A 25,285-nucleotide genomic window follows, 5' to 3' on the forward strand; every position below is an offset into this window, starting at 1 on the left:
GATGAACGATGACATACGGTAATAAAATACCGGAAGAGATTATTGATGCTGTTCGCAAGCATCATGACATCGTAGAGACGGTCGGGAAATATGTTCATCTCACGAAGCACGGCAAATATATGAAGGGGTTATGTCCGTTCCACTCGGAGAAGACGCCCTCGTTCACAGTTACGCCGGAGCTCCAAATTTACCATTGCTATGGCTGCGGAAAAGGCGGCAATGTCATACGGTTTGTAGAGGAAATGGAAGGCTATTCTTTTCCCGAAGCTGTACGAGTGCTCGCTGAGGATGCAGGCATTCCTGTCACTTGGGCTTTACCAGACGGGAGCAAGTCTTCACCTCATGATGCCGACCGAGCCAAAATTATTGAAGCGCATGAGCTGACTATTAAGCTTTATCATCATGTGCTAAGCAATACCAAACAGGGGCAAGCTGCCAAGCAATATTTGCGGGAACGCGGACTAAGCGATAAGCTGATCGATCATTTTATGCTCGGCTATGCCCCTGAAGAATGGGATTTGCTAGCCCGCTTTTTAACGAGTCGTGGCTTTGATATGGCGCTAATGGAAAAAGGCGGATTGCTTTCGGCGAAGTCTGACGGGAGCGGGTACGTGGATCGGTTTCGCAATCGCATTATGTTTCCGATATGGGATCGAGACGGCAAAGCTACCGCGTTTGCGGGTCGCATAATAGGCGAAGGACAGCCGAAATACTTGAATACCTCGGAAACGATGCTATTTACGAAAAGCAGAACACTGTACAACTTGCACTATGCGCGGCCAGCTATCCGCAAAAGTAAGCAAGTCGTATTGTTTGAAGGCTACATGGATGTCATTAAATCGTGGAGCGCAGGCATTAAAAACGGTGTAGCAACAATGGGGACGGCACTGACGGATGAGCATTGCAGTATTCTTAGGCGACAAGCCGAAGAGGTTATCGTCTGTTACGATGGTGATGATGCGGGACAAGCAGCAGCAATCAAATCCATTCCAATGCTGGAAGCAGCGGGACTGAAAGTAGCAGTGGCGATGCTTCCGAAAGGGAAGGATCCTGATGATTATATTAGCGAATATGGACCTGAGGCTTTTTTGCGCGAGACGATGGATCAGCCTGTTTCAGTTACAAAATTTAAGCTTATATATTCAAGGAAAAACCATATACTGCTAAAAGAAGAAGGTAGAAAAAATTATTTGCTTGAAGCTGTACAAATTGTAGCTGAGGTTGATTCTTCAACAGAACGCGAAGTCTACTTAAAGGAATTGTCCCGAGAGTTTGAAATCTCGCTTGATTCTTTGAAGCAGGACTGTCACCAAATGCGACAGGAGCTGCAAAAAAAGAAACCTCAAGGGGATAATAACGACATTTCGTGGAATAATGGTAGAAATGAAAAGCCCCGTACGTCTGGACCGCCCACTCTTCGGCCTGCTTATACATATGCGGAACGAAGATTGTTGAATGTTATGATGCGCGACAGTGAAGTCGCTCAAGCGGTACATGAACGACTCGGCGATGCGTTTAATGTAGAGGATCACGCAGCACTTGCTGCTTATTTATACGCTTATTATGCACAGGGCTACGATCCGGATGCCAGCCGATTTATTGCGACGCTTCATGATGACAGATTAGAACGAACAGCGGCATCGATTCTAATGATGGACAGTGATTTCCCGTTCGATGAAACCATTATGAACGCTGATATTCAAGATATCATTACGTTTCCGCTAAAGCTTGAGCTTCAACGCAAGGAAGATGAAATGGTACATGCCGAACGTACCGGTAATGCAGCATTAGCAACACAATTAGCACTTGAGATTATAACCCTAGGCCAACAGCTGAAAGCAAGAAACATAGATCGTTTCTAGGGGGGAGGGAGTCGGAACATGGCGAATGATCAGCATACTGAACTAGATACCGAACAAAAACTGGATCATGTGAAGGATCAATTGATCGAGCAAGGCAAGAAAAGATCATCCTTGACTTACAAAGAGATTATGGAGAAACTGTCTCCTTTCGATCAAGAACCAGAGCAAATTGATGAATTTTTTGAACAGCTTGACGATTTTGGGATTGAGGTACTGAACGAAAACGACGAAGAAAATCCACTTGCTGCTGGAGGGGAAGACCGCGAACGCGAACGGGAGTCAGACGACTTTAACTTCGACGATGATCTTGCGTTGCCCCCAGGCATTAAGATTAATGACCCGGTACGAATGTACTTGAAGGAGATTGGCCGCGTTCCTCTTCTTTCTGCAGATGATGAAATCGAGCTTGCACAACGGATTGAGAATGGCGACGAAGAGGCGAAGCGCAGACTTGCAGAAGCAAATTTACGTTTAGTTGTCAGTATTGCCAAGCGTTATGTAGGTAGAGGGATGCTGTTCCTTGATCTTATTCAAGAAGGCAATATGGGTCTTATTAAAGCGGTTGAGAAGTTTGACCATCAGAAGGGTTTCAAATTCAGTACGTATGCAACATGGTGGATTCGTCAAGCTATTACTCGTGCGATTGCAGACCAAGCGCGTACGATTCGGATACCGGTTCATATGGTGGAAACGATCAATAAACTTATACGTGTTTCCCGTCAATTGCTTCAAGAGCTCGGACGTGAACCGACACCGGAAGAGATTGCCGCGGAAATGGAGCTTAGCACGGAGAAGGTACGCGAGATCATGAAAATCGCGCAAGAGCCTGTATCTCTCGAGACTCCAATCGGGGAAGAAGATGACTCGCATCTAGGAGATTTCATTGAGGATCAAGAAGCGCTTGCACCAGCTGATGCCGCAGCCTATGAACTTCTTAAAGAGCAGCTTGAGGATGTGCTTGACACCTTGACCGAAAGAGAAGAAAATGTATTGCGTCTTCGTTTCGGACTTGATGATGGCCGTACAAGAACGCTTGAAGAAGTGGGTAAAGTGTTTGGCGTAACGCGTGAGCGTATTCGTCAGATTGAAGCCAAAGCACTTCGTAAGCTTCGTCACCCTAGCCGCAGCAAACGTTTGAAAGATTTCCTCGAATAAATGTATGATTGACAATGTTGACCTTTCTGCTCTTGCAGCGAGGTCTTTTTTCTAAATAGCTGACCTCATACATATGATATTTATCATTTTGGAGACCGAAAGGATAGCGGGAATGAATCAGGATCGTCGGCAAATTATCGTTAAAGAAATTGATCACTGGCGTCGCAGCAAGCTGCTTCCTGATCAATATTGTGATTTTCTGCTGAATTTATATGCTGATCACGACACTATAGAAACGTTAAAAGAACAGCATAATACAGTAGGAAAAGCAATTGCCGCTGTTCAGCGGGCAACAGGCTTGCAATGGCTGCTTACATTTGGAACTTTTACCTTAATTTCCTTTGTTGTGCTTTATTTTAACGAATTTCATCCGTTATTGCAAATGGCAGTCGTAGCAAGCGGGACAGCGGTTTTATTATGGATCGGGGGAAGGCTTCGCACCCGCAATGAGGCGGCTGGATTGTCACTAACAAGCACGGGAATGCTGCTTCTTCTTGGCGGTGGGATTTACATGCTAAATCATCATGGGTTAGATGAGTGGGGCTGGAAATCGGGGCTGGTGGCGCTATGTTCCCTTTTCTGGGTTGTATATGGCATAACTGCACGAATTCCAATTTTACATTTTTCAGGATGGCTAGCTGCTATTTTAGTTTATGCTTGGCTGCTTTCCCATTTCATGATTGATCCTAAATGGTATGAAATACAGCTATATTGGCTGCCGATTGCTTGCCTTTTCGGTTGGAGCAGCTGGTTTGTTCATCGCTGGTCCAAACCAGTGTCAGCCGTTTTATTCTTAACAAGCGCGCTTGTATATTTTATGCCTGAGCTTTATGCGATAATGTTTGCGGAAGAAGCAATCTGGCTCCAGCTGCAGCTCATAATAAAAATTGCGATTGGCGGCGGTTTGTTATTTACAATGCGAAAACAATGGATGGTGTGGGTTGTATAATGTTAAAACTATCTAAGCGTCTGCAATTAATTGCAGATTACGTAACTACTGGTTCAAGAGTAGCAGATATCGGTTCAGATCATGCGATGCTGCCCGTTTATTTGCTGCAAATCAATAAATGCAGTTCGGCAATAGCCGGCGAGTTGAATCGAGGCCCATTTGAAGCTGCACGCAAGCAAGGAGAGGACGCAGGCTTGTCTGATCGATTAACAGTCAGACAAGGCGATGGATTAGCTGTACTAGAGCCTGGAGAGGCTGATACGATAACGATTGCTGGTATGGGCGGCAGCTTGATGAGCGACATACTTGAATCTGGTTATTGTGCGGGCAAGCTTGAAGGGGTTAAGGAGTTAGTCCTTCAGCCTAACGTTGGGGAAGAAATCGTGCGGGAATGGCTGCTGAAGTACGGCTGGTATTTGAAGGCGGAGAGCATTATTGAAGAAGACGGGAAAATTTATGAGGTCATGCACGCGATTAGATCGGCTGATGCAGAAACATTAAATCAAGCTTTATATAACGCCGACTTCTTGCCGTTGCCGCTTCAGCAGGAAACGAAGGAGAAGGTGCTGAAGCAGATGGGGCCGCATTTGCTTCGACATCCACAGCCTGTTCTAATCAAAAAATGGCGGCATGAGCTAAACAAGCTTGAACGCATTTGCCAGCAGCTTGCAGGTTCCGATTTAGCTGAATCTTCACATAAGCGAGAGCAATTCAAGGCAGAAATGAAAGTGCTTGAGGAGGTTTTGCAATGTTTGCCAATGGACAAACAGTAGTACAACTTATGGAGCAGCTAGCTCCAAAGCATTATGCGGTCGAGAATGACAAAATTGGTCTTCAGCTTGGCACATTGAACAAGCCGATAAAAAAACTTTTGATAGCACTGGATGTAACGGATGAGGTTGTAGACGAAGCGATTCATCAAGGCGTGGATCTTATTATTGCTCACCACGCCATTATCTACCGTCCCCTTGCTAAGCTGGATACTTCTACTGCGGCTGGTCGTTTATATGAGAAGCTGATCAAGCATGACATAGCGGTGTATATTTCGCATACGAATCTGGATGTTGCTGACGGTGGCATTAATGACTGGCTAGCCAATCAAATTGGGATCATGCCGGAAGACCGTCAATGCTTGGAGGAAGTGCATACAGATAAGCTGTATAAGCTTGTCGTCTTCGTGCCAGAGAGTCATCATGAGGCAGTGCTTGAGGCGATTTGGCGGGCAGGAGCTGGAGAGATTGGCAGCTATAGCCATTGCAGCTTCAATATTAAGGGCACAGGAACCTTTATACCGGGTGATGGTACTAATCCGTATATAGGTACTGTGGGGAAGCTGGAGAAGGCTGACGAGGTTCGGATTGAAACCATCGTTCCATACAGCGTACATCGCAAAGCCGTGCAAGCCATGCTGAAAGCTCATCCATATGAGGAGGTTGCTTATGACCTTTATCCAGTTGATCTAAAGGGCAGATCATTTGGTCTCGGCCGAGTAGGAAAACTTACTGAATCAACTACGTTAGGCGAGCTTGCCGAGCATGCCAAGAAGGTATTTGAGGTGCCAGCGGTAAGAGTGGTAGGTCCTCTTGACCGTAATATACGCAAAGCAGCTGTACTCGGTGGAGCGGGCTCCAGATATGTTCGACATGCTATTTTTGCAGGAGCAGATGTGCTTATTACAGGTGATATAGATTATCATACCGCTCACGATGCGTTAGCTGCCGGAATGACGATTATCGATGCTGGTCATAACATTGAGAAGGTTATGAAGCAGCGTGTCGCAGATTGGCTTAACGAGAGGCTGAGCAGCAGTAAATATGATACAACTGCAGCTGCATCTTCCTTGAATACGGAGCCTTTTACTTTTATATAAAAGATTGTATTTCTTTGAGGGTTGAGCTTTTATCGAAAAGCTTGTATACTTGTTGAGCACGGAAAGTTTGACAGACAATCGCTGGCGGCCTTGTTGCCGCGAGAGGAAAGTCCGGGCTCCGTAGGGCAGGATGCTGGATAACGTCCAGTCAGCGCGAGCTGAAGGATAGTGCCACAGAAATGGACCGCCGATGGCCGGCTTTTAGCCGGTACAGGTAAGGGTGGAACCGTGGTGTAAGAGACCACGAGGAGCATAGGTGACTATGTTCTTGGTAAACCCCATCTGGAGCAAGACCGAGAGGACGCCGCAGCCACCGAGCTGCAGCCTTAGCCTGAGGCGCGTCCGGGTTGGTTGCTGGAGCCGTATAGTAATGTACGGCCTAGATAGATGATTGTCGCTTCATCGTGGGAGGGTCGTTCCCGTTTTGACCACCAGAAGCACAGAACCCGGCTTACGGCAAACTTTCCGCACGACAATATCAAAGCGCTAACGGCTGGAGCCTTCTATTGATGGCAAAAGCTCGTTTCGCGGTGATAGTGAAATGATGATGAAATGATAAGAATTGAACATATATGAACAAAGAGGATGCCCTTAAGTAGATAATTCTACCTAAGGGCATCTTTTTTCTAGTATGCTCAATCGTTAATAATGAACATGATTATTTTTGATATTTTGAAATAATCCGCTCCAGCCTGCGTTTGACTTGCTCCGGATAAGTTTGAAGTGCACCTCCATAGGAAGAAGCGGATAGGAGTGCTTTATCTACATCAATCTCGCCGTAGCCGAAATAAATATCTTTACCTTTACTGCCTAAGTCATTTGCTGTCTTGCGCATAATTTCCATTACCTCAACGTTCGTTAGCTCTGGATTAACCGAACGGATCAACCCAGCCAGTGCAGCGACATGGGGAGTGGACATTGAGGTGCCTGACAGAGCAGCATATTGGCTTCCTGGATAGGTGCTTGCAATGCTGTCGCCAGGTGCGGCAACGTCAATGTAATCGCCAAAGTTGGAGAAGGAAGCCTTCTGCTTCTTGCTGTCGGTTGCAGCAACCGCGAATACTTCCGGATAAGCAGCCGGATAGCCTGGGCGGTCCGTGTTGTCATTCCCGCTTGCAGCAATCATCACGACATCATGTTCATATGCGTATTTAATGGCATCATGGAGAAAGTCGGCCTGCGCGTAGTTTCCTAAGCTCATATTAATAACTTTGGCGCCGTGGTCCGTAGCCCATATAATTCCTTGTGCAACGGAATAGGTGGAGCCTGCTCCACTGCTGTCCAGCACTTTAACCGGCATTATTTTGTTATACCAGGAAAGTCCCGCAACGCCTTCGCCATTATTGACTATTGCGCCAATAATACCGGAAACATGAGTGCCGTGACCAACATCATCATCGGGTGCTTTAGATTCATCAATGAGATTGATTCCGTTCGTTATTTTACCAGTTAAATCGGGATGGTTGCTCTGAACACCAGTGTCGAGCACCGCTATTGTGACCTGCTCATCCCCTTTGGAAACGTTCCAGCCCTTTTCAGTTTCAATAGATGGCAAATTCCATTGGTATTCCGAATAAAGCGCATCGTTTGGTACAATGACGTCAGAAGATGAAGCTGCCTTCTCATTTGTCATATATAAATAATGCGGCTCTGTGTATTCCGTGTTCCAAGTTTTTTTGAAATATTGAACAAGCTGATCCGCCTCGATGCTTTTGGAACGAAATACAAAGGTGTGACCAATTCGTTTGACAGATTCCGCATGAATATCGTTTTTAACACGCTGCAATTCTGAATCGGTTAGAGGCTTAGAGAAATGGACAACCACGTCTTTGACATGATAGTGGCTGGCATTTCCATTATCCTCGCCTGTTCGGACGGTCGTATCAATAGTTGAATTGGGTTTGACAGATTCAATTTTATAATTTCCTTCAGCAGGATAAGGGACTAAGCGCAGATTGCGCTTCTGATGCTTCTCAACTGAATTGATTATGTCTTGTTTGATTACACTTACAACGCCCATGCTGGAGTGCTTCGGATCAGGTACGCCGAGCACCATATAGCGGCTGCCGTTCTCTGCTTTAATGGCTGGCGATTCATATTTGGAACCTTTAGCGACCTGTGCTTTAGCCATCTTTACATATTCGTCGACTTTTTTGGCTTTGGGCAGGCTGCCGCGGGATACGCTTCGTTCTCCCGAAATCCAGCTAATGTAGTTCATGTGAGAATGCTCATGCATCATCTTTTTAATTTCTTGGTCTGCTTTCGAATTTGATTCCATGCCAGAACTCATAAGCTTCTGAAAGTCCTTCGTGCATTCGGATGAGCAAAGCATGGCAGTAGCTCTCATATCTTCTTGTAAAGTAGCTAATTTGAGTGTGTGTTCACGCTTTGCAGATAATGTTGAGACCTTTGGTGGTGCTTTCTTAGCATCATCGGGTGCGAAAAGGGATGATGTAGGTATAAGAAGCGCGGCTAAAGCTAAAATTGTAAGGCCGCCGATCCATTTTTTATGCATGCTTGATACCTCCATTAATCGATCTCATAAAAGTTAAGTCTAATCTGTAGGTTTAGATTCCGACGAGGAAAATATGCGAGCAAAACAGTGAAACGCCAGTACCACTTGAATGTAATTTGTGGTACCATAATGATAATTGTAATTTTTCAGTGTGCTTGGATTATGAAAGGAGAACTACCTATATGCCATCTGCTAACGTAAAGACGCTAACTGAAACAACTCAAACGAAGCTAAAAGATGCTGTAAACCAAATCGAGCCGTTTCTGAACAACTATTCGGTAGTCCAATTGACCAGTAATGATAATGGTGAAGATGCTCAAACATTTTATAAAGGTTTCTTGTCCGATTTGAGACATTTATTGGTGTTCTCTGAGGTGTCGGTTGAAAAACTGGGAGTATTGCTCAGACGGCCCAATTTCGATACGGATTATGCGGAACGCGTACTGTATGAAGTGTATCATCAATGCGTAAGCGCGTTTTTCTATCCGAAGAACGAATGCTATTCAGAAGATGGCCGTTATGCATATACCGGTCAAGATGCCATTCGCTTCCGTTACAAACCGATCCGTGAGGCGCGTGAAATCATACTTAGCATCTCGAAAAATTATGAGGAGCTGCGTGATGAGCTGGCTTATTACGAGAATGATTATATGACGCAGCGCCGTATGCAAGGACAAAAATAAGGCAGAATGAATCACCTTCGGTCAGGGAAACTTGATAACGGAGGTGATTTTTTTATGCCGAAAGGCGTGGTTTGTAGCGTAGCTAACTGCAGCTTCTGGAAGCAAGGAAATAATTGCGGCGCAAGCGAAATCGCTATCGAAATTGATCAGCATGCAAACGTAAACGAAGAATTCGCCGGAGAAGAGCTGGGCAAGCTCCATCAGGATCAGGCAAAGCAATCCAAAGAAACGTGCTGCCTCACTTTTAAACCGAAGGAGTGATGAAGGTGGACAAGTTTGAAGAGGATTTTGTTGATAATGTGGATGAGAAAAATGAAGCGAACCGTTTCGCATCAGGAAATGACAGATTGCTGAACGTCAATGAAGAGATGGGAGCCGATTTCGCAGTCAGCAGCCCAGTTGGACATTTGGAGCGGAGTGAGGACCGGCACGTAGAACGTGCACATCCAGTTGAAACAACTCAAACTACAGGCTATAGGCTGGGATGGGTCGCGCTCGTGTTTGCAGTAGCTTCCTGGTTCGTGTGGCCTGTACTGATGGGGGCAACAGCTGCGGTTCTGGGCTTTATTGCTTATCGGCAAGGCTCAGGCGGTCTCGGTGCTTGGTCTATGGCGATCGGAATTATTGCACTCGCATTAAATTTAATTATTGTTCCTTTTTATTATGCGGTGACCTGATTGGTTTTTCCAATAAGTAAATAAATGAAATCAGCCGATCAGGATTTTATACCTGATCGGCTGTTTTGCTTAATACTGTCCCTTTTATTTCAAGGCCTGCTCACGATGCTTTTGAACTTCTACATTGAGTGCAAGCATCTGCTTGTCGAGCGAGTTGATCATATCAGCAGAGCCTTTTAGCTGCTGCTGGATATGAGGCGGAATCTGTTCATTGAATTTATAATAAATTTTATGCTCGAGGCTCGCCCAGAAATCCATCGCAATGGTCCGAATTTGGATTTCTACAAGGACATTCTCTTTCCGATCCGTTAGAAATACAGGTATTTCAATAATAAGATGGATGCTTTGATAACCATTTGGTTTCGGGTCGATTACATAATCCTTAACTTCGACGACACGCACATCACTTTGCTTGCTGATCATCTCAACAATCTGATAAATATCGGTTGAGAACGAGCAAATGATTCTTACACCGGCAATATCCCGAATATGTTTTTTGGCATCCTCGAGCGATATGTCCAGTCCTTTTCTTCTAAGCTTCTGCATGACGCTCTCTGGCGTCTTGATTCTTGTCTTCATATGCTCAATCGGATTGTAATCATGAATAAATTGAAATTCCTCATTCAAAATGTTAAGTTTCGTTTCCACGGCATCAAGTGCAAATTTATACGTAAGAAAAAAATGAGCCCATTGCTTAAGTTGTTCTGTTTTCATCTGTTGTCCACTCCTGATATAACAAGTATGTATATTTGCGATTTGTAACGGTACGGTTCCAGTTGGGTGAGAATCGTTGTATTATTATAATGGTCGATAATATAATTGAAGTCAAATAATTAGCTTTTTAAGAGAAGCGATAGACGGAGGGACTATTTGATGATCATAGATATTCATAACGTTTCATGGGATCGCGAGGGCAAACAGGTTTTGAAAAATATCAATTGGACTGTGCAGGAAGGAGAGCATTGGTGCCTGCTTGGTTTGAATGGATCTGGCAAAACAACGCTCTTGAATATGATAAACGGATATATATGGCCAACAGTAGGGAGCATGTCCGTCCTTGGGAGAACCTTTGGCGAATATGATTTGCGCGAGCTTCGCAAAAGCATTGGCTGGGTAAGCACTTCGCTCCAGCAAAAGCTATATGGAAGCGAGACAGCAATCAAAATTGTATTAAGCGGTAAGTATGCGACAATTGGATTATATGACCATATAGATGCTGAGGATGTAGAGAAGGCCGAATCACTTATGAAGAAGCTGGGCTGTGCGGCTTTGATCAAACGCACCTATGATACGCTGTCGCAAGGGGAAAGACAGCGTGTTCTGATTGCTAGAGCGCTAATGGCTGCACCAAAGCTGCTTATTCTCGATGAGCCTTGTACGGGGCTTGATGTGTTCGCAAGGGAACAGCTGCTGCAAATGATCGCCTCGGTTGCACCGCAGCAGGATGCTCCGACTATTATATATGTGACCCATCATGTTGAAGAAATTTTGCCATGCTTCTCGAGAACTCTACTTCTGAAAGAAGGCCAGGTATTCGCAGCAGAGCAAACCTCTGATGTGCTGACCTCAACTAAGATGGGCGAATTTTTTGGTGTAGCCGTTGATATTGAACGGCGAGACGGCAGAAATTGGCTTTCTGTGAAGGGGGAACTATGGAACTAGTTTTACAAGAACCGAAGACGCCTTATCAAGGTCAGAGTAAATTTCATCGAATGAAGACATGGATCGCCGGCAAGTACCGAACGCGCAACAGCCTTGATTCGTATGTGTGGCGAATATCGACAGGCAGCACAGCATTATTCGGTTCGCTATCCATGCTCGTTGCCGTGTTCGGCATGCCAACCGGATTTGGAACGATTGTTGATATTATCTTATTTCTGACCATAAATGCAGTGGCAATGGGTCTTTCAGTTATATTGCTCTCTTTTATTCTTAATCTATTGTATTTGCCTTTGCCACGCAGATTTATAGCTGCTTGTTTATATGTAGGCATAGAAACCTATTTAATCTTATACTTTGCTGAGCTAGGGATTATGATGTCGATCATAATATCTGTTGCATTCACACTGCTTGGAGCTTTAGCAGGTATTCTGCTTGGCCTGCTTTTAAGGCTTAAACTCAAACCGCGTTTTAAGGCAATAACAGCGATCGTAATAGCATCTATTATTGCTGTTGGTCTTGAAACAACGGACTGGCCAGGGCCTGCTACTATGCCGCAAAGAGAGGGTGTTCAGGATGAGCTGACAAACGGAAGCGTTGAACCGCTGCTGGCAGCCAATCCTAGCGAGAAAGGCAGCATAGCCTATCAAACCTTCACCTATGGGAGTGGAAGGGATAAACATAGGAGCTTGTTTGGCAATGAAGTTGATATCAAGACGGAAGCAGTAGATGCTTCTGCCTACATTACGGAGTGGTCATGGCTGAAAACTCGCTTTTGGGGGTTCGACGAGCATGCGCTGCCGCTGAATGGCCGAGTATGGATGCCTGAAGGAGACGGGCCATTCCCAGTTGCACTTATCGTACATGGCAATCATCTAATGGAAAGCTTCTCAGACGGCGGATATGGCTATTTAGGCGAGCTTCTTGCCAGCAAAGGAATTATCACGATATCAGTCGACGAGAACTTCCTTAACTATTCGGTTTGGTCAGGTATTCCCAATCATGATATGAAAGTGCGTGCATGGATTCTGCTCAAGCATCTACAGCAAATTCAACAATTGGATGAAGAGAATGACAATCCATTTAGCGGCCGGGTCGATTTCAGCAAAATTGCGTTAATTGGCCATTCCCGCGGCGGGCAGGCAGTTGCCATGGCCGCTGACGCGGATCGATGGTTTAAAGAGGATAAAACGCTGGCTTCTCTGTCTCAGATGCATATCGAGTCAGTAATTGCGATTGCTCCAACCGATAAGCAGGTAGATGACAAGCTGGCGAAATTAACGAATGTAAATTATTTAACGCTGCAAGGGGCGAGAGATGCTGACGTAAACAACTTTTACGGTGAACGGCAGTATGCTCGAACCACGTTCAAGGAGCAAGCTGGTAAATTTAAAGCTGCACTATATATTGCAGATGCTAATCATAGTCAATTTAATTCCGATTGGGGCAGGATGGATGAGCGACCGCCGGGCGGGCTGTTTCTAAATCGAAATGGATTATTGCAGCCTGAGGAGCAGCGCCAAATCTCAAAGGTATATGTTTCTGCATTCCTTCAAGCGACATTGCTTGGTGAAGAGGATTACACCGGATTGTTTAAAGATTACCGAAGAGGACTTGATTGGCTGCCGAATACGGTGTATACCAATCGTTTTGAAGCTTCGGAATTTACTGCAGTCGCGCGTTATGACGACACCAGCCAAAAAACGGTAATAAAGGACGGCGGCAAAGCAGTTGCAGAAGGAATGACGGACTGGGAGGTAGCTTTTGCAGAGGATCGGGACGGACAGAACAAGGGCACGAAAGGCATTGTGCTGGAGTGGTCCGAGCCTGGAGCGCAGTATGAGCTGCAGCTGTCACCCAAAACAAATGATCGAATGGAAGGAATGCTTGAGGGCAACCTGGTATTCTCTATGGCGAATCTGGAGCGGGATTTAACGAAAACGGCAGAAGAGGAGACGACACCTCCAGCTGATATCGAGACCGAAATGCCGCCCCTGCCGAATGTGGAAATTGAGCTCACGACGACCAGCGGCGAGAATAGAATTATTGGGCTTGCTAATATTATGGCGGTACAACCTCCCGCCTATACGGCTTTTATGTCCTTGTCGTGGCTCGAAGACCGAGTGAAAGAGGAGAAATATAAGGAATCATCAGAGCCTGTATTCCAGACCTATGTCATACCGATAGAGCAATTTGGTCCAGACGATCCACAACTTTCGATTGACGAAATTAGCCGGATTACGTTTCGATTTGTGAATGGTCCAGGCAAAGTTATGCTTGATGATATTGGATTCATGCCTTAATACACAAAAAAGCGAGATGCCTGGCAGTAGGCTGTCTCGCTTTTTTCATTGCATATATTTTGTTTCAATCGACTACAAGGACTCCTCTTTGAAGGAAAAGCTTCTAGCTGCATAGAGGAATGGTGTCGAACAAATGGAAACGATAAATTTGATTACGTAGGTCGATAGGAAAATGGAAAGCCAAAGCTTACGATCATACCCTTCGGCGCCTGCAAAAGCAATCGTACAGAAGATTAAGGTGTCCACAAGTTGACTTGCCGCTGTACTGCCGTTGTTTCGAATCCAAAGCTGATTCGGAGCAGGACATAAGCGCTTCAATGTGGAATAAATCCTAACGTCAAGAAACTGACTTACAAAATAAGCGCACAGGCTTGCAAGCGCGATACGCGGCATAAGTCCGAATAAGGTTTCCATCGCTCCTTGCACCTGCAAAGGGAATTCGGATGGATGGGGATTAAATAATAGCGCCATCTGCATAATAATGGTCGAGGCAATAAGTGTGAAGAAGCCAAACCAAACCGCCTTCTTCGCCGATTTCTCGCCATATTTCTCATTCAACAAGTCAGAAGCCAAATAAATGGTGCCGTACATTGTATTTCCAAGTGTAATGGCGATAACAAGACCAAAAGCATGTAGGTCAATCGTTTTGACTACTTGAATGTTAGCAAGAACGGTTGCCATGCCAATCCAAGCATAAATGCCGATTCGACCAAAAAAACGATATGAAAGCAAAAAAAGCGTGAAATGCAAAAGCATGAAAATGATGCCGAACCATAAATTAAACATACTGCAAATAGCCTCCTAGTTTTGATAACGCGGGAGTTTTTCGAACCGCGGGTTGCTTGCATGGGTGAAGTCTCTGTGCTGTTTTTCTGCCTCTGCCATTATAAACGGTTGTGATGAGCACGGCAATAGCCCAGCTTTCGTTTTGTTTGTGGAGCAGAAGATGGTAAAATGGATGTTGCCATTTTAAAGCAATGCTTGATTAGACATAAATGAACTTATTTGATGGATAGAGGAGTGTCAGTATGACGAATACAAATGAAGGACTGGAGCAGGAGCAGCTTCGCGTAGATGATATATCTGCTCTAATTCGTGAACGAATAGAAGAGCTTCGTAACCAGGTTGGCGGTGTTAGAGGAGATATTGTCGATATTCGCCGTAATTTCTGGGATGATGTGACGGTCAACTTTGAGGATGCCGCCGAATCAGCGGAATCGCATGCAAGTATAAAGCAGCAGGCTGAGGTATTATCGGAGAGGGAGCGCAGCTACCGCCATGCGGAGGAGCAGCTCAAAACATTATTAAAGCTAGAGCAATCCCCCTATTTCGGGCGTATCGATTTCTTGGAAGAAGGAGAGCGCGAGCCCAATCGCATATATCTAGGAGTCGGTTCACTGCTGGATAAGAGCGGTTTGGATTATTTGATTTATGACTGGCGCGCGCCAGTCTCAAGTTTATATTATGATTACGGTCCTGGACCGGCTGAGTATGAAACACCGAGCGGGACAATAAACGGCGAAATGACAATGAAACGACAATATATTATTCGTAATGGTCAAATAAACAGCATGTTTGACACGGGCGTAACGATAGGCGATGAGCTGCTGCAGGAGGTGCTTGGCAAACAATCCGATGCACAGATGAAGAGCATCGTTGCTACCATTCAGAGAGAGCAGAATCGCATTATTCGTAACGAGCGTGCCCGCTTGCTTATCGTACAAGGCGCAGCCGGAAGCGGGAAAACCTCAGCCGCTTTGCAGCGCGTTGCCTATTTGCTTTATCGCTATCGGGGAATGCTAAGTGCGGACCAAATCGTCTTATTTTCCCCCAATCCGATGTTTAACAGCTATGTAGCTACCGTATTGCCGGAGCTTGGCGAACAAAATATGCAGCAAACGACCTATCAACAATATCTTGAGCATCGTCTAGGCCAAGCATTTGCACTTGAGGATCCCTTCTCGCAAATGGAATATACATTAGCAGCCAGAGGCGAACCGGGCTATGAGGCGAGAATAGCTGCAATCACCTTCAAGTCAAGCGTTTCGTTCATGCAATTGATTGATCGGTATGCTGTGGAGCTAGGTAAAGGCGGGCTTTTGTTTAAACCCGTAACCTTTAGAAAGCGCACCTTAATTTCGGCAGAAGAAATTGCAAATCAATTTTATAAAGGGGATCCTTCAATCTCAATCGGAAATCGCATGCGTTTAACCGCAGATTGGATGCTCAAGGAGCTGACGAGGCTAAGCCGTGAGGAACGCGAACAGGATTGGGTGCTGGAAGAGATTGACCTGCTTGACCAAGAGTCGTATGCTCAAGCATTCGATGAGCTGCAGCGGAAAAATCGTTTCAGCAGCCAGTCATTCGATGACTTCGAAGCGGAAAAGGATTATTTAGCCGCTACGGTCGTTCAGAAGCGATTCAAAAAGCTGCGCAGACGCGTGAAGCGCTTGTCCTTTCTAGATGTTCCGGCTATGTACAAACAGCTGTTCGAGAATCATCATCAACTGATTCAGAGCTTGAAGGGGAAAGAGCTGGAGCTGCCTGCTTTCTGGAAGGAAATATGCGGACAGACGGCTTCAAAGCTGGACAGTGGAGAAATCTACTACGAGGATGCAACGCCTTACCTGTATTTGAAGGAAAAGCTGGAAGGCTTTCAGACCAATACGTCAGTTAAGCATTTGTTTATCGATGAAGCGCAGGATTATTCACCTTTCCAATATCATTATTTAAAGCGGATTTTTCCAAATTGCAAAATGACGGTGCTGGGCGATCTAAATCAATCCATATTTGCACATGCCGTTGCTGGAGACGGATTTGAACCATTGTCGCAGTTGTATAGAGAGGAAGAAACGGAAAAAATCATATTAACCAGAAGCTATCGCTCCACTCAGCAAATCGTTGCTTTCACAAGTCGCATGATTGAAGGCGGCGACAGAATCGAGCCGTTCAATCGGGACGGCGAAGATCCTACGATAACCTTGGCTGCGGATGAGCATGAGCTAATCGGTGCAATTGAGGAGAAAATTCATCGTTTAGTGCAAAAGGGTTATGAGTCCATAGCTGTTATTTGCAAAACGGCGGAAGAGAGCAAGGACATATATGCCGCTTTGCATAAAAACAGCCCTAAGCTGCGGCTGGTTGAGAAGGAAACCGTAACCTTTGAGAAAGGCATTATCGTAATCCCGACTTATCTCGCGAAGGGCGTCGAATTCGATGCGGTTATTATCAGCAATGCTTCTAAACAATGCTATAGCTTAGAAAGCGAGCGCAAGCTATTCTATACGGCTTGTACGAGAGCGATGCATGAACTCCATCTTATGTATACAAACGAGCTTACACCCTTCATTACTTAAACTATTATTTTGTTGTTTTCGACATTTTTCCGCATATCATTTGAAGCTCCGAGTCAATCAGCTAAGCTGTTTGACTTGGAGCTTTATTGCTGACTAAATCTATGAAAACATACTGTGTTTTTTCCAGTAAACCATGTATAATGTGGTTTAAGTCATTCATGCTTGACTGCTAATGACTTCTCAATGATTATCCAAAAGGGGTGAGACCACGAATGGTTCATACAGCACCTAATGGATTATCGCATAAGGATTTATTTTTATTTAACGAAGGAAATGCCTTTCACAGCTACCGTTATATGGGCGCTCATCTTATACAGCTAGATGGCCTTGACGGAGTTCGCTTCACGCTTTGGGCGCCAAATGCTTTGGAGGTGCGCGTTATTGGCAGCTTCAACAATTGGGATGGCAGCAGGCATGTTATGGAGCAGGCAGGCACTACAGGCATATTCACTTTATTTGTGGAGTCTATCGATGAAGGTGAGTCATACAAATATGAGATTGTGACGCCGAGTCGGAACGTGATTCGGAAATCCGATCCTTATGCCTTCTTAGCCGAACGCCGTCCAGATACAGCCTCCATAGTGACACAATTAAGCGGCTATGTGTGGCAGGATCAAGACTGGTTTAAGACAAAGCAGAATAAACCCGCTTACACCAATCCTCTCATTATTTATGAGGTGCACGCCGGATCATGGAAAATAAAAGGGAAAGAAGACTTTTATACCTATGAAGAGCTGGCAGACGAAATGATTTCATATGTTGCCGATATGGGCTATACCCATATAGAGCTCATGCCGATTTCGGAGCATCCACTCGATCAATCCTGGGGCTATCAAATAACCGGTTTTTATGGTGCTACAAGTCGTTATGGCTCACCAAAGCAGCTGATGAAATTTATTGACAGATGCCATCAGCAGGGGATTGGAGTTATTTTGGATTGGGTTCCAGGACATTTCTGCAAAGACGATCACGGCTTGCGATTATTTGACGGAACGCCAATATTTGAAGGCACGGATCCGATGCGGGCTGAGAAACCGCTATGGGGTACGCTGGCCTTTGATTTCAGCAGAAAAGAAGTTGTAAGCTTCTTAATTTCCAATGCCATTTTTTGGATGGATATGTTTCACATCGACGGCTTGCGAGTTGATGCTGTTGCAAGCATGATTCATTTACATATGGACAAACCGCCGCATATGCATACCTTCAACCATCTTGGCGGCCCTGACAACTTAGATGCGCTTCAGTTCCTCAAAAAGCTCAATGAAACGGTGTTTCATTATTACCCCGACACGCTTATGCTCGCTGAAGATTCTTCCGCATGGCCCGCAGTCACATCTCCTACTGACCAAGGCGGCCTCGGATTTAATTTCAAATGGAATATGGGCTGGATGAACGATATGCTGCGCTATATGGCGCTGGATTCATCCGAACGTCCTCACCACCACAATCTGATTACGTTCTCACTCCTTTATGCTTTTTCCGAAAATTATATACTGCCGCTGTCTCATGATGAGGTTGTTCACGGCAAACGTTCTTTACTAAATAAAATGTCTGGCTCCTATGAGGAAAGATTCGCTCAGCTAAGGCTTTTTTATGGCTTCTGGATGACTCACCCTGGTAAGAAACTGCTCTTTATGGGTAATGAATGGGGACAGTTTGACGAGTGGAAGGACAGCAGCATGCTGGACTGGATGGTGCTGGAATATGAATTGCATCGAAGCATGCGTCATTACGTGAAGACACTCAATCATATATATATAAAACAGCCCTCTCTTTGGGAGCGTGATCGATCCCCTGACTGCTTTGAATGGATCGATGTTCATAATGCAGAGCAATCGGTCATATCCTTTATCCGCCGCGGCAATTTTGATTTTACGCTCGTTATTGCTAATTTTTCTAGAAATGACTACCAACACTTTCGTATCGGTGTTCCAGAGCCAGGTTCCTACCGCTCTCTCATATATAGTAATGATAAGCAGTTTGGCGGAACGGAAATACAACCTCAGCTTTGCTATATTAGCGAAGATGCTGCATGGCATGGTCACAATCAGAGCATTTCTTTACATTTACCCCCCTTTACATTTCAATTTTTCAGCTTAGAGACGGGGAATACGCGTTGAGAGGGAGTTGGTGTCCATGGGTCGGAAAGAAATGATCGCAATGCTGCTTGCTGGAGGCGAAGGGAAGAGGCTTGGTGTTTTAACGAAGGATTTAGCCAAGCCAGCTGTCTATTTCGGCGGCAAATACAGAATAATTGATTTTACACTAAGTAATTGCACTCATTCAGGCATTGATACGGTAGGTGTGCTGACACAATATCAACCTCTTGAATTAAACCGTTATTTGGGCATCGGAAGTCCTTGGGGACTAGATCGCCGAGATGGCGGCATGACGATCTTACCTCCTTATGTAAAGCAGAAGGGCGGCGTTTGGTATAAAGGAACCGCGAATGCGATTTATCAGAATATGGGCTTTATCGAACGATATAATCCGGAATATGTGCTCGTAATCTCGGGAGATCACATTTATAAAATGGACTATGAACTGATGCTGCAGCATCATAAGCGTTCAGGTGCCGATGTAACGATTGCAGGCATTGAGGTGGATTGGAAAGAGGCAAGCCGTTTCGGAGTCATGCATATTGATGATGAGGACCGAATTACGTCGTTCGAGGAGAAGCCTAAAAACCCTACAAGCAATATTGCTTCAATGGGCGTTTATATTTTCACATGGTCTGAGCTGCAAAAATATTTGATCTACGATGAAGCAAGCAAAAGCTCCAGTCATGATTTTGGCAAAGACCTGATTCCTCTGATGATGAGAGATGGCAAGCAAATTTATTCCTATCCGTTCAAAGGCTATTGGAAAGATGTCGGCACGATCGAAAGCCTATGGGAGGCTAACATGGATTTGCTCGCGGATAAACCATCGCTCGAGCTGTCAGATTCCTCATGGCGCATCTATTCGGTTAGTCCAATCCAGCCGGCGCAATATATTGGGGCAACTGCGGAGGTTTCGGCTTCCTTGATTACCGAAGGCTGCATGCTGGAGGGTGTAGTAGATCGCTCTGTTCTATTCTACGGCGTCAAAGCTGCCAAAGACACGGTCATAACGGAGTCAGTAATTATGCCAAATGTACGTATTGGCGAAGGTGCTCGCATCTATAGAGCGATTATCGGTGAAGGCGCGGTTATACAAGCGGGGGTAACAATAGGAAGCCCCGATGATGATGCCATAACTGTTATTGCTGTTGACCAATATGTGACGAATGATCATCTGCTGCAGGAGGTTGAACAATCATGAAGCATAAAGTTATGGGAGTCATTAATTTGATTCATGAAACGGATGAGCTTGAATATTTGACGCAGGGTCGCTGCCTGGCAACGGTACCATTCGGTGCTCGTTATCGATTAATTGATTTTGCTTTATCTAGCATGGTTAATTCCGGTATTTCCAAGGTAGCGGTGTTTGCACATACGAAGTATCGTTCATTGATGGATCATTTAGGTTCGGGCAAGCATTGGGATTTGGAGCATCGGCAAAGCGGTTTGTTCGTGCTTCCTCCTGCAACCGATGATATACAAGAGCTTAGCCGCGGTGACCTTTATCATTTCTATCAGCATAGGGATTATTTCAATCGCTCTTCTCTAGATTATGTTGTCATTACTAGAAGCCATATGGTATGTAATGTCGATTTCGAGAAGGTCATCGAATTTCATTTGGAGCGTGAGGCCGATATTACGGTCGTGTGCAAGAAGCAGGATCATTTGCACGGCAAATCACGCAAAGTAAAGCTGAATGACGATGGCCGTATAACAGCAATGCAGGATCATTATGGTCGAATGTCAAGCGATATTAATTCAATGGAAATGTACGTCATGCATAAGGAATTGCTGCTGGAGCTTGTTGAAACATCACTGGCTCAAGGCCAGGATCATCTCGTGCGGCATGCCATTTTTTCTAGATTGGATAAATTGAACGTATATGGCTATATGTACGAAGGTTATCTAGGTGTTGTGAACACCTTGTCTAGCTATTACCGCAACAGCATGAATTTGCTCGATCCGGATATTTGGAAAGAGCTGTTTTATCAGCCGGGCCCGATCTTCACCAAGGTAAAGGATGAGCCGCCCGCGCGATATTTAGGAAATTCTAAAGTTACCAACTCGCTTATAGCTAATGGCTGCCGCGTTGAAGGAACCGTTGTGAACAGTATTTTATTCCGGGGTGTTCATGTCGGGAAAGGCGCTGTCGTAAGCAACAGCATTATTATGCAAAATGGAATTGTCGGCGAGAACAGCTTCGTGCAGTACAGTATTCTGGATAAGGATGTGCGTGTCGATGAGGACCGCGACATCAGGGGAGCGGATAGTGCTCCATTCTTAGCCGGTAAACGGAAAATTATATAGAGCTCGCTTAGAGAGAGCATGGTAATACGGAGAGGAGAAGCTCATGAATATTTTATTCGCCACATCTGAAGCCGTACCATTAGCGAAAACAGGGGGGCTCGCCGATGTAGCAGGGGCGCTCCCCAAAGCATTAAGACAGCGTGGTGTAGATGCCAGAGTCGTGCTGCCTAAGTATGCAGAAATTAAGGCTGAATACACGGAACAATTTGAAAGAATCGCCGAGTTTACAGTCGGCGTGGGCTGGCGCTTGCAATATTGCGGTTTGCTGAAGGCAGAAATAGACGGCGTTATTTATTATTTGATTGATAATGAATTTTATTTCAAAAGAAAAGGGCTTTACGGCTACGGGGATGATGCAGAGCGTTTTGTATTCTTCTGTTTGGCTGTCATGGAAGCTGCCCGCTATATGGAGTTTCACCCAGACATTGTCCACTGCCATGACTGGCAAACCGGCCTGATCCCGTTTTTGCTCAAGACCAAGCATGCACTTGACCCGGCTTGGGCATATGCCAAATCTGTGTTCACCATTCACAATTTGAAATATCAAGGATTGTTCGCCATTGATCTGTTAAAGGATTTGATTGGTGTAGGCGACGATATGTTTCAAGCGGGCAGCTTAGAATTTCATGGTGCGGGCAGCTGCATGAAGGGCGGACTCCTCTATGGGGACAAGCTGACGACTGTAAGCGGCAGCTACGCGGAAGAAATTCAAACGGAATATTACGGGGAGAGACTTGATTCCCTGCTAAGATATCGCTCGGGCGATTTAATTGGGATTGTAAATGGAATTGATGATGAGCTGTTTGATCCCATGAATGACCCAGCCATAATCGCTCCATACCGCAATTCACTAGCTCGCAAGCGCAGAAATAAATTAGAGCTTCAGCTGGAGCTGGGGCTGCCCCAGTCCGAGACGGTTCCGCTCGTTGGAATTGTATCCCGGCTCGTCGAACAGAAGGGGTTCGATTTAATCGAGGCAACCTTCGATGAACTACTTGAGGAGGATATTCAGTTCGTCATTCTCGGTTCAGGAGAAGAACGCTATGAGCGTTTCCTTCAGGATGCCGCTCACCGTCATCCGGGGAAGGTTGCAGTATGGCTCGGCTATGATGATGGACTTGCGCGCCGAATTTATGCGGGCTCGGATATGTTCGCGATGCCCTCGCAGTTCGAACCCTGCGGTCTCAGTCAGCTTCTAGCGCTGCGCTACCGTTCTGTCCCAATTGTTAGAGAAACAGGAGGGCTTAAGGACACGGTACACGCCTACAACGAATATACTGGCGAAGGCAACGGCTTCAGCTTCACCCATTACAATGCGCACGATTATATGAATACCGTCCGCAGAGCAGTCACTTTCTATCATAATGAGGAAGCATGGAAGCAAATTGTGGAAAACGGCGCCAAAGATGATCTCAGCTGGAATCGTTCCGCTAAAGCCTATGTATCCGTGTATTCTGAACTTTTAGCGCACCGAAAGGAGAGGGAAGCATGGCCCGTCATCTAGTAATCGGTAACGGAAAGATGCTGCTTAATCTAGATCAGAACTGCTATATTCGCGATATTTATTATCCATATGTTGGACAACTAAACCATGTTGGAGGGCAATACTGCCGTTTAGGCGTTTGGGTAGAAGGTGCTTTCAGCTGGCTGGATGAGCAGGAGTGGAAATTTGAGCTTGATTACATTGAGGATTCATTAGTTACGAATATTATCGCGAAGCATGAACGTTTAGGTATAGAGCTTTATATGAATGACGGGATTCATCAACGGGAATGTATTTATATTAAAAGAGTCGTCATTCGCAACAGGACAAGTGATGCGAAGGAGGTTCGCTTATTCTTCCATCAGGATTTGATGATTGATGGTACAGAGGTTGGTGATACGGCTGTATATTACCCTGAGAACCATACGCTGTATCATTACAAACGAAATAATTATTTCATGTTCAACGGCTTCTCGGACGAAGGCGGCATGACGCAGTATTCGACCGGAATTAAAAGATTTCACTCTGCAGAAGGTACTTGGCGTGATGCGGAGGACGGCGTCTTAATGGGCAATTCAATTGCTCAAGGCTCCGTTGACAGCACGATTAGCTTTCGTACCTCTGTACCTCCAAACGGCGAAAAAACGATTTATTACTGGATGTCGATCGGTCAAAATCTTGAAGAAGTGAAAAAACTCAATGAATATGTACAAGACAATCATCCCGAGAAGCTTCTTAGCCGAATGGTTATTTATTGGAAGCACTGGCTTGGCCGAGCGGAAACCGATCTAGGAGACCTTTCTCCTGATATAGCAAAAATGTTCAAGCAAAGCTTATTGCTCGTAAGGACTCAGGTTGACGAGCGCGGCGCTATATTGGCGGCTAATGATACGGATATATTGCAATACAATCGAGACCATTACAGCTATATGTGGCCGCGTGACGGGGCGCTTATCGCAGAAGCGATGTCGATGGCTGGCTACCAGAGCGTAATCGCTCCTTTCTTCCATTTCTGTGCACAAGCGTTATCGCCTGAGGGCTATCTGTATCATAAATACAATCCAGACGGAACAGTAGGATCCAGCTGGCATCCTTATATTGTTCAAGGCAGCAGAAGATTGCCGATTCAAGAGGATGAAACGGCGTTGGTATTGTTTGCACTGTGGAAGGATTACTCACGCAATCAAGTGATTGAGCTCCCTCAATCGTTATATAGCAACTTGATTCGCAAAGCCGCAGCTTTTTTAAGCTCATATATCGAGGAATCGTTATCGCTTCCTAAGCCTAGCTATGATCTATGGGAGGAGCGCTACGGGATATGGACGTATACGGCCTCATCTGTTTATGGGGGCCTGATGGCCGCTTCTTTCTTCACAGAGCTGTTCGGTGATTATGAGCGCAGTGATCATTACAAAAACACAGCGGAGAGGATTAAGCATGGCATCCTAACCGAGCTGTGGGATGAAGAAACAGAACGCTTCGCCCGCGGCCTCATTCAGAAGGATAATCGCTGGGTGAAGGATATGACGCTGGAGAGCAGCTTGTCCGGTGTTCTGGAATTTGGCGTACTTCCCGTAGATGATTACCGCATTATGCAGACCATGACGGCAATTAAAGATGGCTTGAGAATAAAGACGGATATCGGCGGTATTGCCAGATATACGAATGATTACTACTTTCAGCAATCCGGAGAAATCGACAAAGTGCCAGGAAATCCTTGGATCATTTGTACGCTGTGGGTAGCCAATTACGAGATTGAGTCAGCGAAGGCTATCGAAGAGCTGGAAAGTCCTCGAAGGACACTGCAATGGGTAGCTGATCACGCCCTGCAAAGCGGTCTGCTGCCAGAGCAGTTGAATCCTTATGACGGCTCGCCGCTTTCGGTTGCCCCGCTCACTTGGTCGCATGCAACAGTTGTCCATTCCGTTAGTAAATATGCGGAGAAGTATAAGCTGCTTCGAATGAGAGCAGAGACAGAAATTAATTATTAATTATTAACTTGTTTAAAGGTGACGCGGAGTCTCGTGCAGCAGCGCATGAGGCTCCATTTTTGTTCCATTCTATTTGTTTGATTCAATGAAATTGATATAGGAAAGTTTGGGGGTATAGAGATGGGCACTAAATATGTTATTGGCGTAGATATCGGCACAACAAGTACGAAATCAGTGCTTTTTACGGATAAGGAGCTATAGCAGCAAGCTGCGGTATGGAATATCCGCTTCATTCACCAAGCCCGGCCGTTGCCGAACAGGATCCAGATGAGATTTTTGATGTGGTGCTGGGGACGATCAGGGAGGTTTATAGCAGCAATTAATCAAACGTTACTCGTGAAGCTGATAGCTGTCTCTTCAGTCGATGCAACAA

Annotated in this window: 19 protein-coding genes, 1 other RNA gene and 1 pseudogene; 18 read left to right on the forward strand and 3 right to left on the reverse strand. The window is 45.4% G+C overall.

The window, feature by feature from the left end:
* The first annotated feature begins 8 nt into the window (after positions 1-8).
* From dnaG to rnpB, 6 genes are all read left to right on the forward strand, one after another.
* The gene (gene dnaG / locus CEF13_RS10570) at positions 9-1,862 is read left to right on the forward strand and encodes a DNA primase (protein ID WP_102710642.1); all 1,854 of its coding nucleotides are present in this window, start codon (positions 9-11) and stop codon (positions 1,860-1,862) included.
* Positions 1,863-1,880: 18 nt separating this feature from the next.
* Positions 1,881-3,017: an RNA polymerase sigma factor RpoD gene (rpoD, locus tag CEF13_RS10575; RefSeq protein WP_102710643.1), complete on the forward strand. Its 1,137-nt coding sequence runs from the start codon at positions 1,881-1,883 to the stop codon at positions 3,015-3,017.
* Positions 3,018-3,129: 112 nt separating this feature from the next.
* Complete coding sequence (locus tag CEF13_RS10580) at positions 3,130-3,966, forward strand: hypothetical protein (RefSeq protein WP_102710644.1); 837 nt, start codon at positions 3,130-3,132, stop codon at positions 3,964-3,966.
* A complete protein-coding gene (locus CEF13_RS10585; protein WP_102710645.1) occupies positions 3,966-4,739 on the forward strand; it encodes a tRNA (adenine(22)-N(1))-methyltransferase in 774 nt (257 codons plus the stop codon). The genes CEF13_RS10580 and CEF13_RS10585 overlap by 1 nt, the downstream gene beginning before the upstream one ends.
* Complete coding sequence (locus CEF13_RS10590) at positions 4,715-5,836, forward strand: Nif3-like dinuclear metal center hexameric protein (protein WP_102710646.1); 1,122 nt, start codon at positions 4,715-4,717, stop codon at positions 5,834-5,836. Before CEF13_RS10585 ends, CEF13_RS10590 begins: the two co-directional genes overlap by 25 nt.
* A 62-nt stretch (positions 5,837-5,898) precedes the next feature.
* An RNA gene (gene rnpB / locus CEF13_RS10595) (RNase P RNA component class A) lies at positions 5,899-6,305 on the forward strand.
* A gap of 189 nt (positions 6,306-6,494) precedes the next feature.
* Here the strand turns inward: rnpB and CEF13_RS10600 are convergent.
* Entirely contained in the window at positions 6,495-8,351 is a 1,857-nt protein-coding gene (locus CEF13_RS10600; RefSeq protein ID WP_102710647.1) for a S8 family peptidase, read from the reverse strand.
* 182 nt (positions 8,352-8,533) lie between these two features.
* Here CEF13_RS10600 and CEF13_RS10605 point away from each other — a divergent pair, with 182 nt between their 5' ends.
* Genes CEF13_RS10605 through CEF13_RS10615 form a run of 3 tightly spaced genes read left to right on the forward strand, consistent with a single transcriptional unit; the run spans position 8,534 to position 9,711 of the window.
* Entirely contained in the window at positions 8,534-9,034 is a 501-nt protein-coding gene (locus tag CEF13_RS10605) for a YpuI family protein (RefSeq protein ID WP_102710648.1), read from the forward strand.
* 54 nt (positions 9,035-9,088) lie between these two features.
* Complete coding sequence (locus CEF13_RS10610; protein ID WP_102710649.1) at positions 9,089-9,295, forward strand: DUF1540 domain-containing protein; 207 nt, start codon at positions 9,089-9,091, stop codon at positions 9,293-9,295.
* Positions 9,296-9,300: 5 nt separating this feature from the next.
* A complete protein-coding gene (locus tag CEF13_RS10615) occupies positions 9,301-9,711 on the forward strand; it encodes a hypothetical protein (RefSeq protein WP_146022696.1) in 411 nt (136 codons plus the stop codon).
* Positions 9,712-9,795: 84 nt separating this feature from the next.
* Here CEF13_RS10615 and CEF13_RS10620 read toward each other — a convergent pair whose 3' ends face one another.
* Positions 9,796-10,425, reverse strand: coding sequence for a GTP pyrophosphokinase (locus tag CEF13_RS10620; protein ID WP_102710651.1), 630 nt, complete (start codon positions 10,423-10,425; stop codon positions 9,796-9,798).
* Between the two features lie 159 nt (positions 10,426-10,584).
* Here CEF13_RS10620 and CEF13_RS10625 point away from each other — a divergent pair, with 159 nt between their 5' ends.
* Entirely contained in the window at positions 10,585-11,373 is a 789-nt protein-coding gene (locus tag CEF13_RS10625) for an ABC transporter ATP-binding protein (protein WP_208414534.1), read from the forward strand.
* On the forward strand, positions 11,364-13,673 hold the full coding sequence (locus CEF13_RS10630) for an alpha/beta hydrolase family protein (RefSeq protein ID WP_102710652.1): 2,310 nt from the start codon (positions 11,364-11,366) through the stop codon (positions 13,671-13,673). The genes CEF13_RS10625 and CEF13_RS10630 overlap by 10 nt, the downstream gene beginning before the upstream one ends.
* Positions 13,674-13,745: 72 nt before the next feature.
* Here the strand turns inward: CEF13_RS10630 and CEF13_RS10635 are convergent, their stop codons facing one another.
* Positions 13,746-14,459: a queuosine precursor transporter gene (locus CEF13_RS10635; protein WP_102710653.1), complete on the reverse strand. Its 714-nt coding sequence runs from the start codon at positions 14,457-14,459 to the stop codon at positions 13,746-13,748.
* 242 nt (positions 14,460-14,701) lie between these two features.
* Between CEF13_RS10635 and helD the strand changes: the two genes are divergently transcribed.
* The 7 genes and pseudogenes from helD to CEF13_RS29170 form a co-directional block, all read left to right on the forward strand.
* A complete protein-coding gene (gene helD, locus CEF13_RS10640; protein WP_102710654.1) occupies positions 14,702-17,029 on the forward strand; it encodes an RNA polymerase recycling motor HelD in 2,328 nt (775 codons plus the stop codon).
* 212 nt (positions 17,030-17,241) lie between these two features.
* A complete protein-coding gene (gene glgB, locus CEF13_RS10645; RefSeq protein WP_102710655.1) occupies positions 17,242-19,149 on the forward strand; it encodes a 1,4-alpha-glucan branching protein GlgB in 1,908 nt (635 codons plus the stop codon).
* A gap of 16 nt (positions 19,150-19,165) precedes the next feature.
* Complete coding sequence (locus CEF13_RS10650) at positions 19,166-20,332, forward strand: glucose-1-phosphate adenylyltransferase (protein WP_102710656.1); 1,167 nt, start codon at positions 19,166-19,168, stop codon at positions 20,330-20,332.
* Positions 20,329-21,438, forward strand: a complete 1,110-nt coding sequence (glgD, locus tag CEF13_RS10655) for a glucose-1-phosphate adenylyltransferase subunit GlgD (RefSeq protein ID WP_102710657.1) — start codon at positions 20,329-20,331, stop codon at positions 21,436-21,438. Before CEF13_RS10650 ends, glgD begins: the two co-directional genes overlap by 4 nt.
* 43 nt (positions 21,439-21,481) lie before the next feature.
* Positions 21,482-22,942, forward strand: a complete 1,461-nt coding sequence (gene glgA, locus CEF13_RS10660; RefSeq protein ID WP_102710658.1) for a glycogen synthase GlgA — start codon at positions 21,482-21,484, stop codon at positions 22,940-22,942.
* Positions 22,927-24,912 (forward strand): glycoside hydrolase family 15 protein, encoded by a 1,986-nt coding sequence (locus tag CEF13_RS10665; RefSeq protein ID WP_102710659.1) that lies wholly within the window; start codon positions 22,927-22,929, stop codon positions 24,910-24,912. Before glgA ends, CEF13_RS10665 begins: the two co-directional genes overlap by 16 nt.
* A gap of 120 nt (positions 24,913-25,032) precedes the next feature.
* Positions 25,033-25,232 (forward strand): annotated as a pseudogene (locus CEF13_RS29170) (FGGY family carbohydrate kinase); the annotation flags it as partial.
* Positions 25,233-25,285 lie beyond the last annotated feature (53 nt).

It is taken from the genome of Paenibacillus castaneae (assembly GCF_002884445.1).
GTDB lineage: Bacteria > Bacillota > Bacilli > Paenibacillales > Paenibacillaceae > Pristimantibacillus > Pristimantibacillus castaneae.

Excerpts from the sequence above, each read along its gene's own strand:
- dnaG (WP_102710642.1), top strand. The coding sequence starts at position 9 with ATGACATACGGTAATAAAATACCGGAAGAGATTATTGATGCTGTTCGC.
- rpoD (WP_102710643.1), top strand. The coding sequence starts at position 1,881 with ATGGCGAATGATCAGCATACTGAACTAGATACCGAACAAAAACTGGAT.
- CEF13_RS10580 (WP_102710644.1), top strand. The coding sequence starts at position 3,130 with ATGAATCAGGATCGTCGGCAAATTATCGTTAAAGAAATTGATCACTGG.
- CEF13_RS10585 (WP_102710645.1), top strand. The coding sequence starts at position 3,966 with ATGTTAAAACTATCTAAGCGTCTGCAATTAATTGCAGATTACGTAACT.
- CEF13_RS10590 (WP_102710646.1), top strand. The coding sequence starts at position 4,715 with ATGTTTGCCAATGGACAAACAGTAGTACAACTTATGGAGCAGCTAGCT.
- CEF13_RS10600 (WP_102710647.1), bottom strand. The coding sequence starts at position 8,351 with ATGCATAAAAAATGGATCGGCGGCCTTACAATTTTAGCTTTAGCCGCG.
- CEF13_RS10605 (WP_102710648.1), top strand. The coding sequence starts at position 8,534 with ATGCCATCTGCTAACGTAAAGACGCTAACTGAAACAACTCAAACGAAG.
- CEF13_RS10610 (WP_102710649.1), top strand. The coding sequence starts at position 9,089 with ATGCCGAAAGGCGTGGTTTGTAGCGTAGCTAACTGCAGCTTCTGGAAG.
- CEF13_RS10620 (WP_102710651.1), bottom strand. The coding sequence starts at position 10,425 with ATGAAAACAGAACAACTTAAGCAATGGGCTCATTTTTTTCTTACGTAT.
- CEF13_RS10625 (WP_208414534.1), top strand. The coding sequence starts at position 10,585 with ATGATCATAGATATTCATAACGTTTCATGGGATCGCGAGGGCAAACAG.
- CEF13_RS10630 (WP_102710652.1), top strand. The coding sequence starts at position 11,364 with ATGGAACTAGTTTTACAAGAACCGAAGACGCCTTATCAAGGTCAGAGT.
- CEF13_RS10635 (WP_102710653.1), bottom strand. The coding sequence starts at position 14,459 with ATGTTTAATTTATGGTTCGGCATCATTTTCATGCTTTTGCATTTCACG.
- helD (WP_102710654.1), top strand. The coding sequence starts at position 14,702 with ATGACGAATACAAATGAAGGACTGGAGCAGGAGCAGCTTCGCGTAGAT.
- glgB (WP_102710655.1), top strand. The coding sequence starts at position 17,242 with ATGGTTCATACAGCACCTAATGGATTATCGCATAAGGATTTATTTTTA.
- CEF13_RS10650 (WP_102710656.1), top strand. The coding sequence starts at position 19,166 with ATGGGTCGGAAAGAAATGATCGCAATGCTGCTTGCTGGAGGCGAAGGG.
- glgD (WP_102710657.1), top strand. The coding sequence starts at position 20,329 with ATGAAGCATAAAGTTATGGGAGTCATTAATTTGATTCATGAAACGGAT.
- glgA (WP_102710658.1), top strand. The coding sequence starts at position 21,482 with ATGAATATTTTATTCGCCACATCTGAAGCCGTACCATTAGCGAAAACA.
- CEF13_RS10665 (WP_102710659.1), top strand. The coding sequence starts at position 22,927 with ATGGCCCGTCATCTAGTAATCGGTAACGGAAAGATGCTGCTTAATCTA.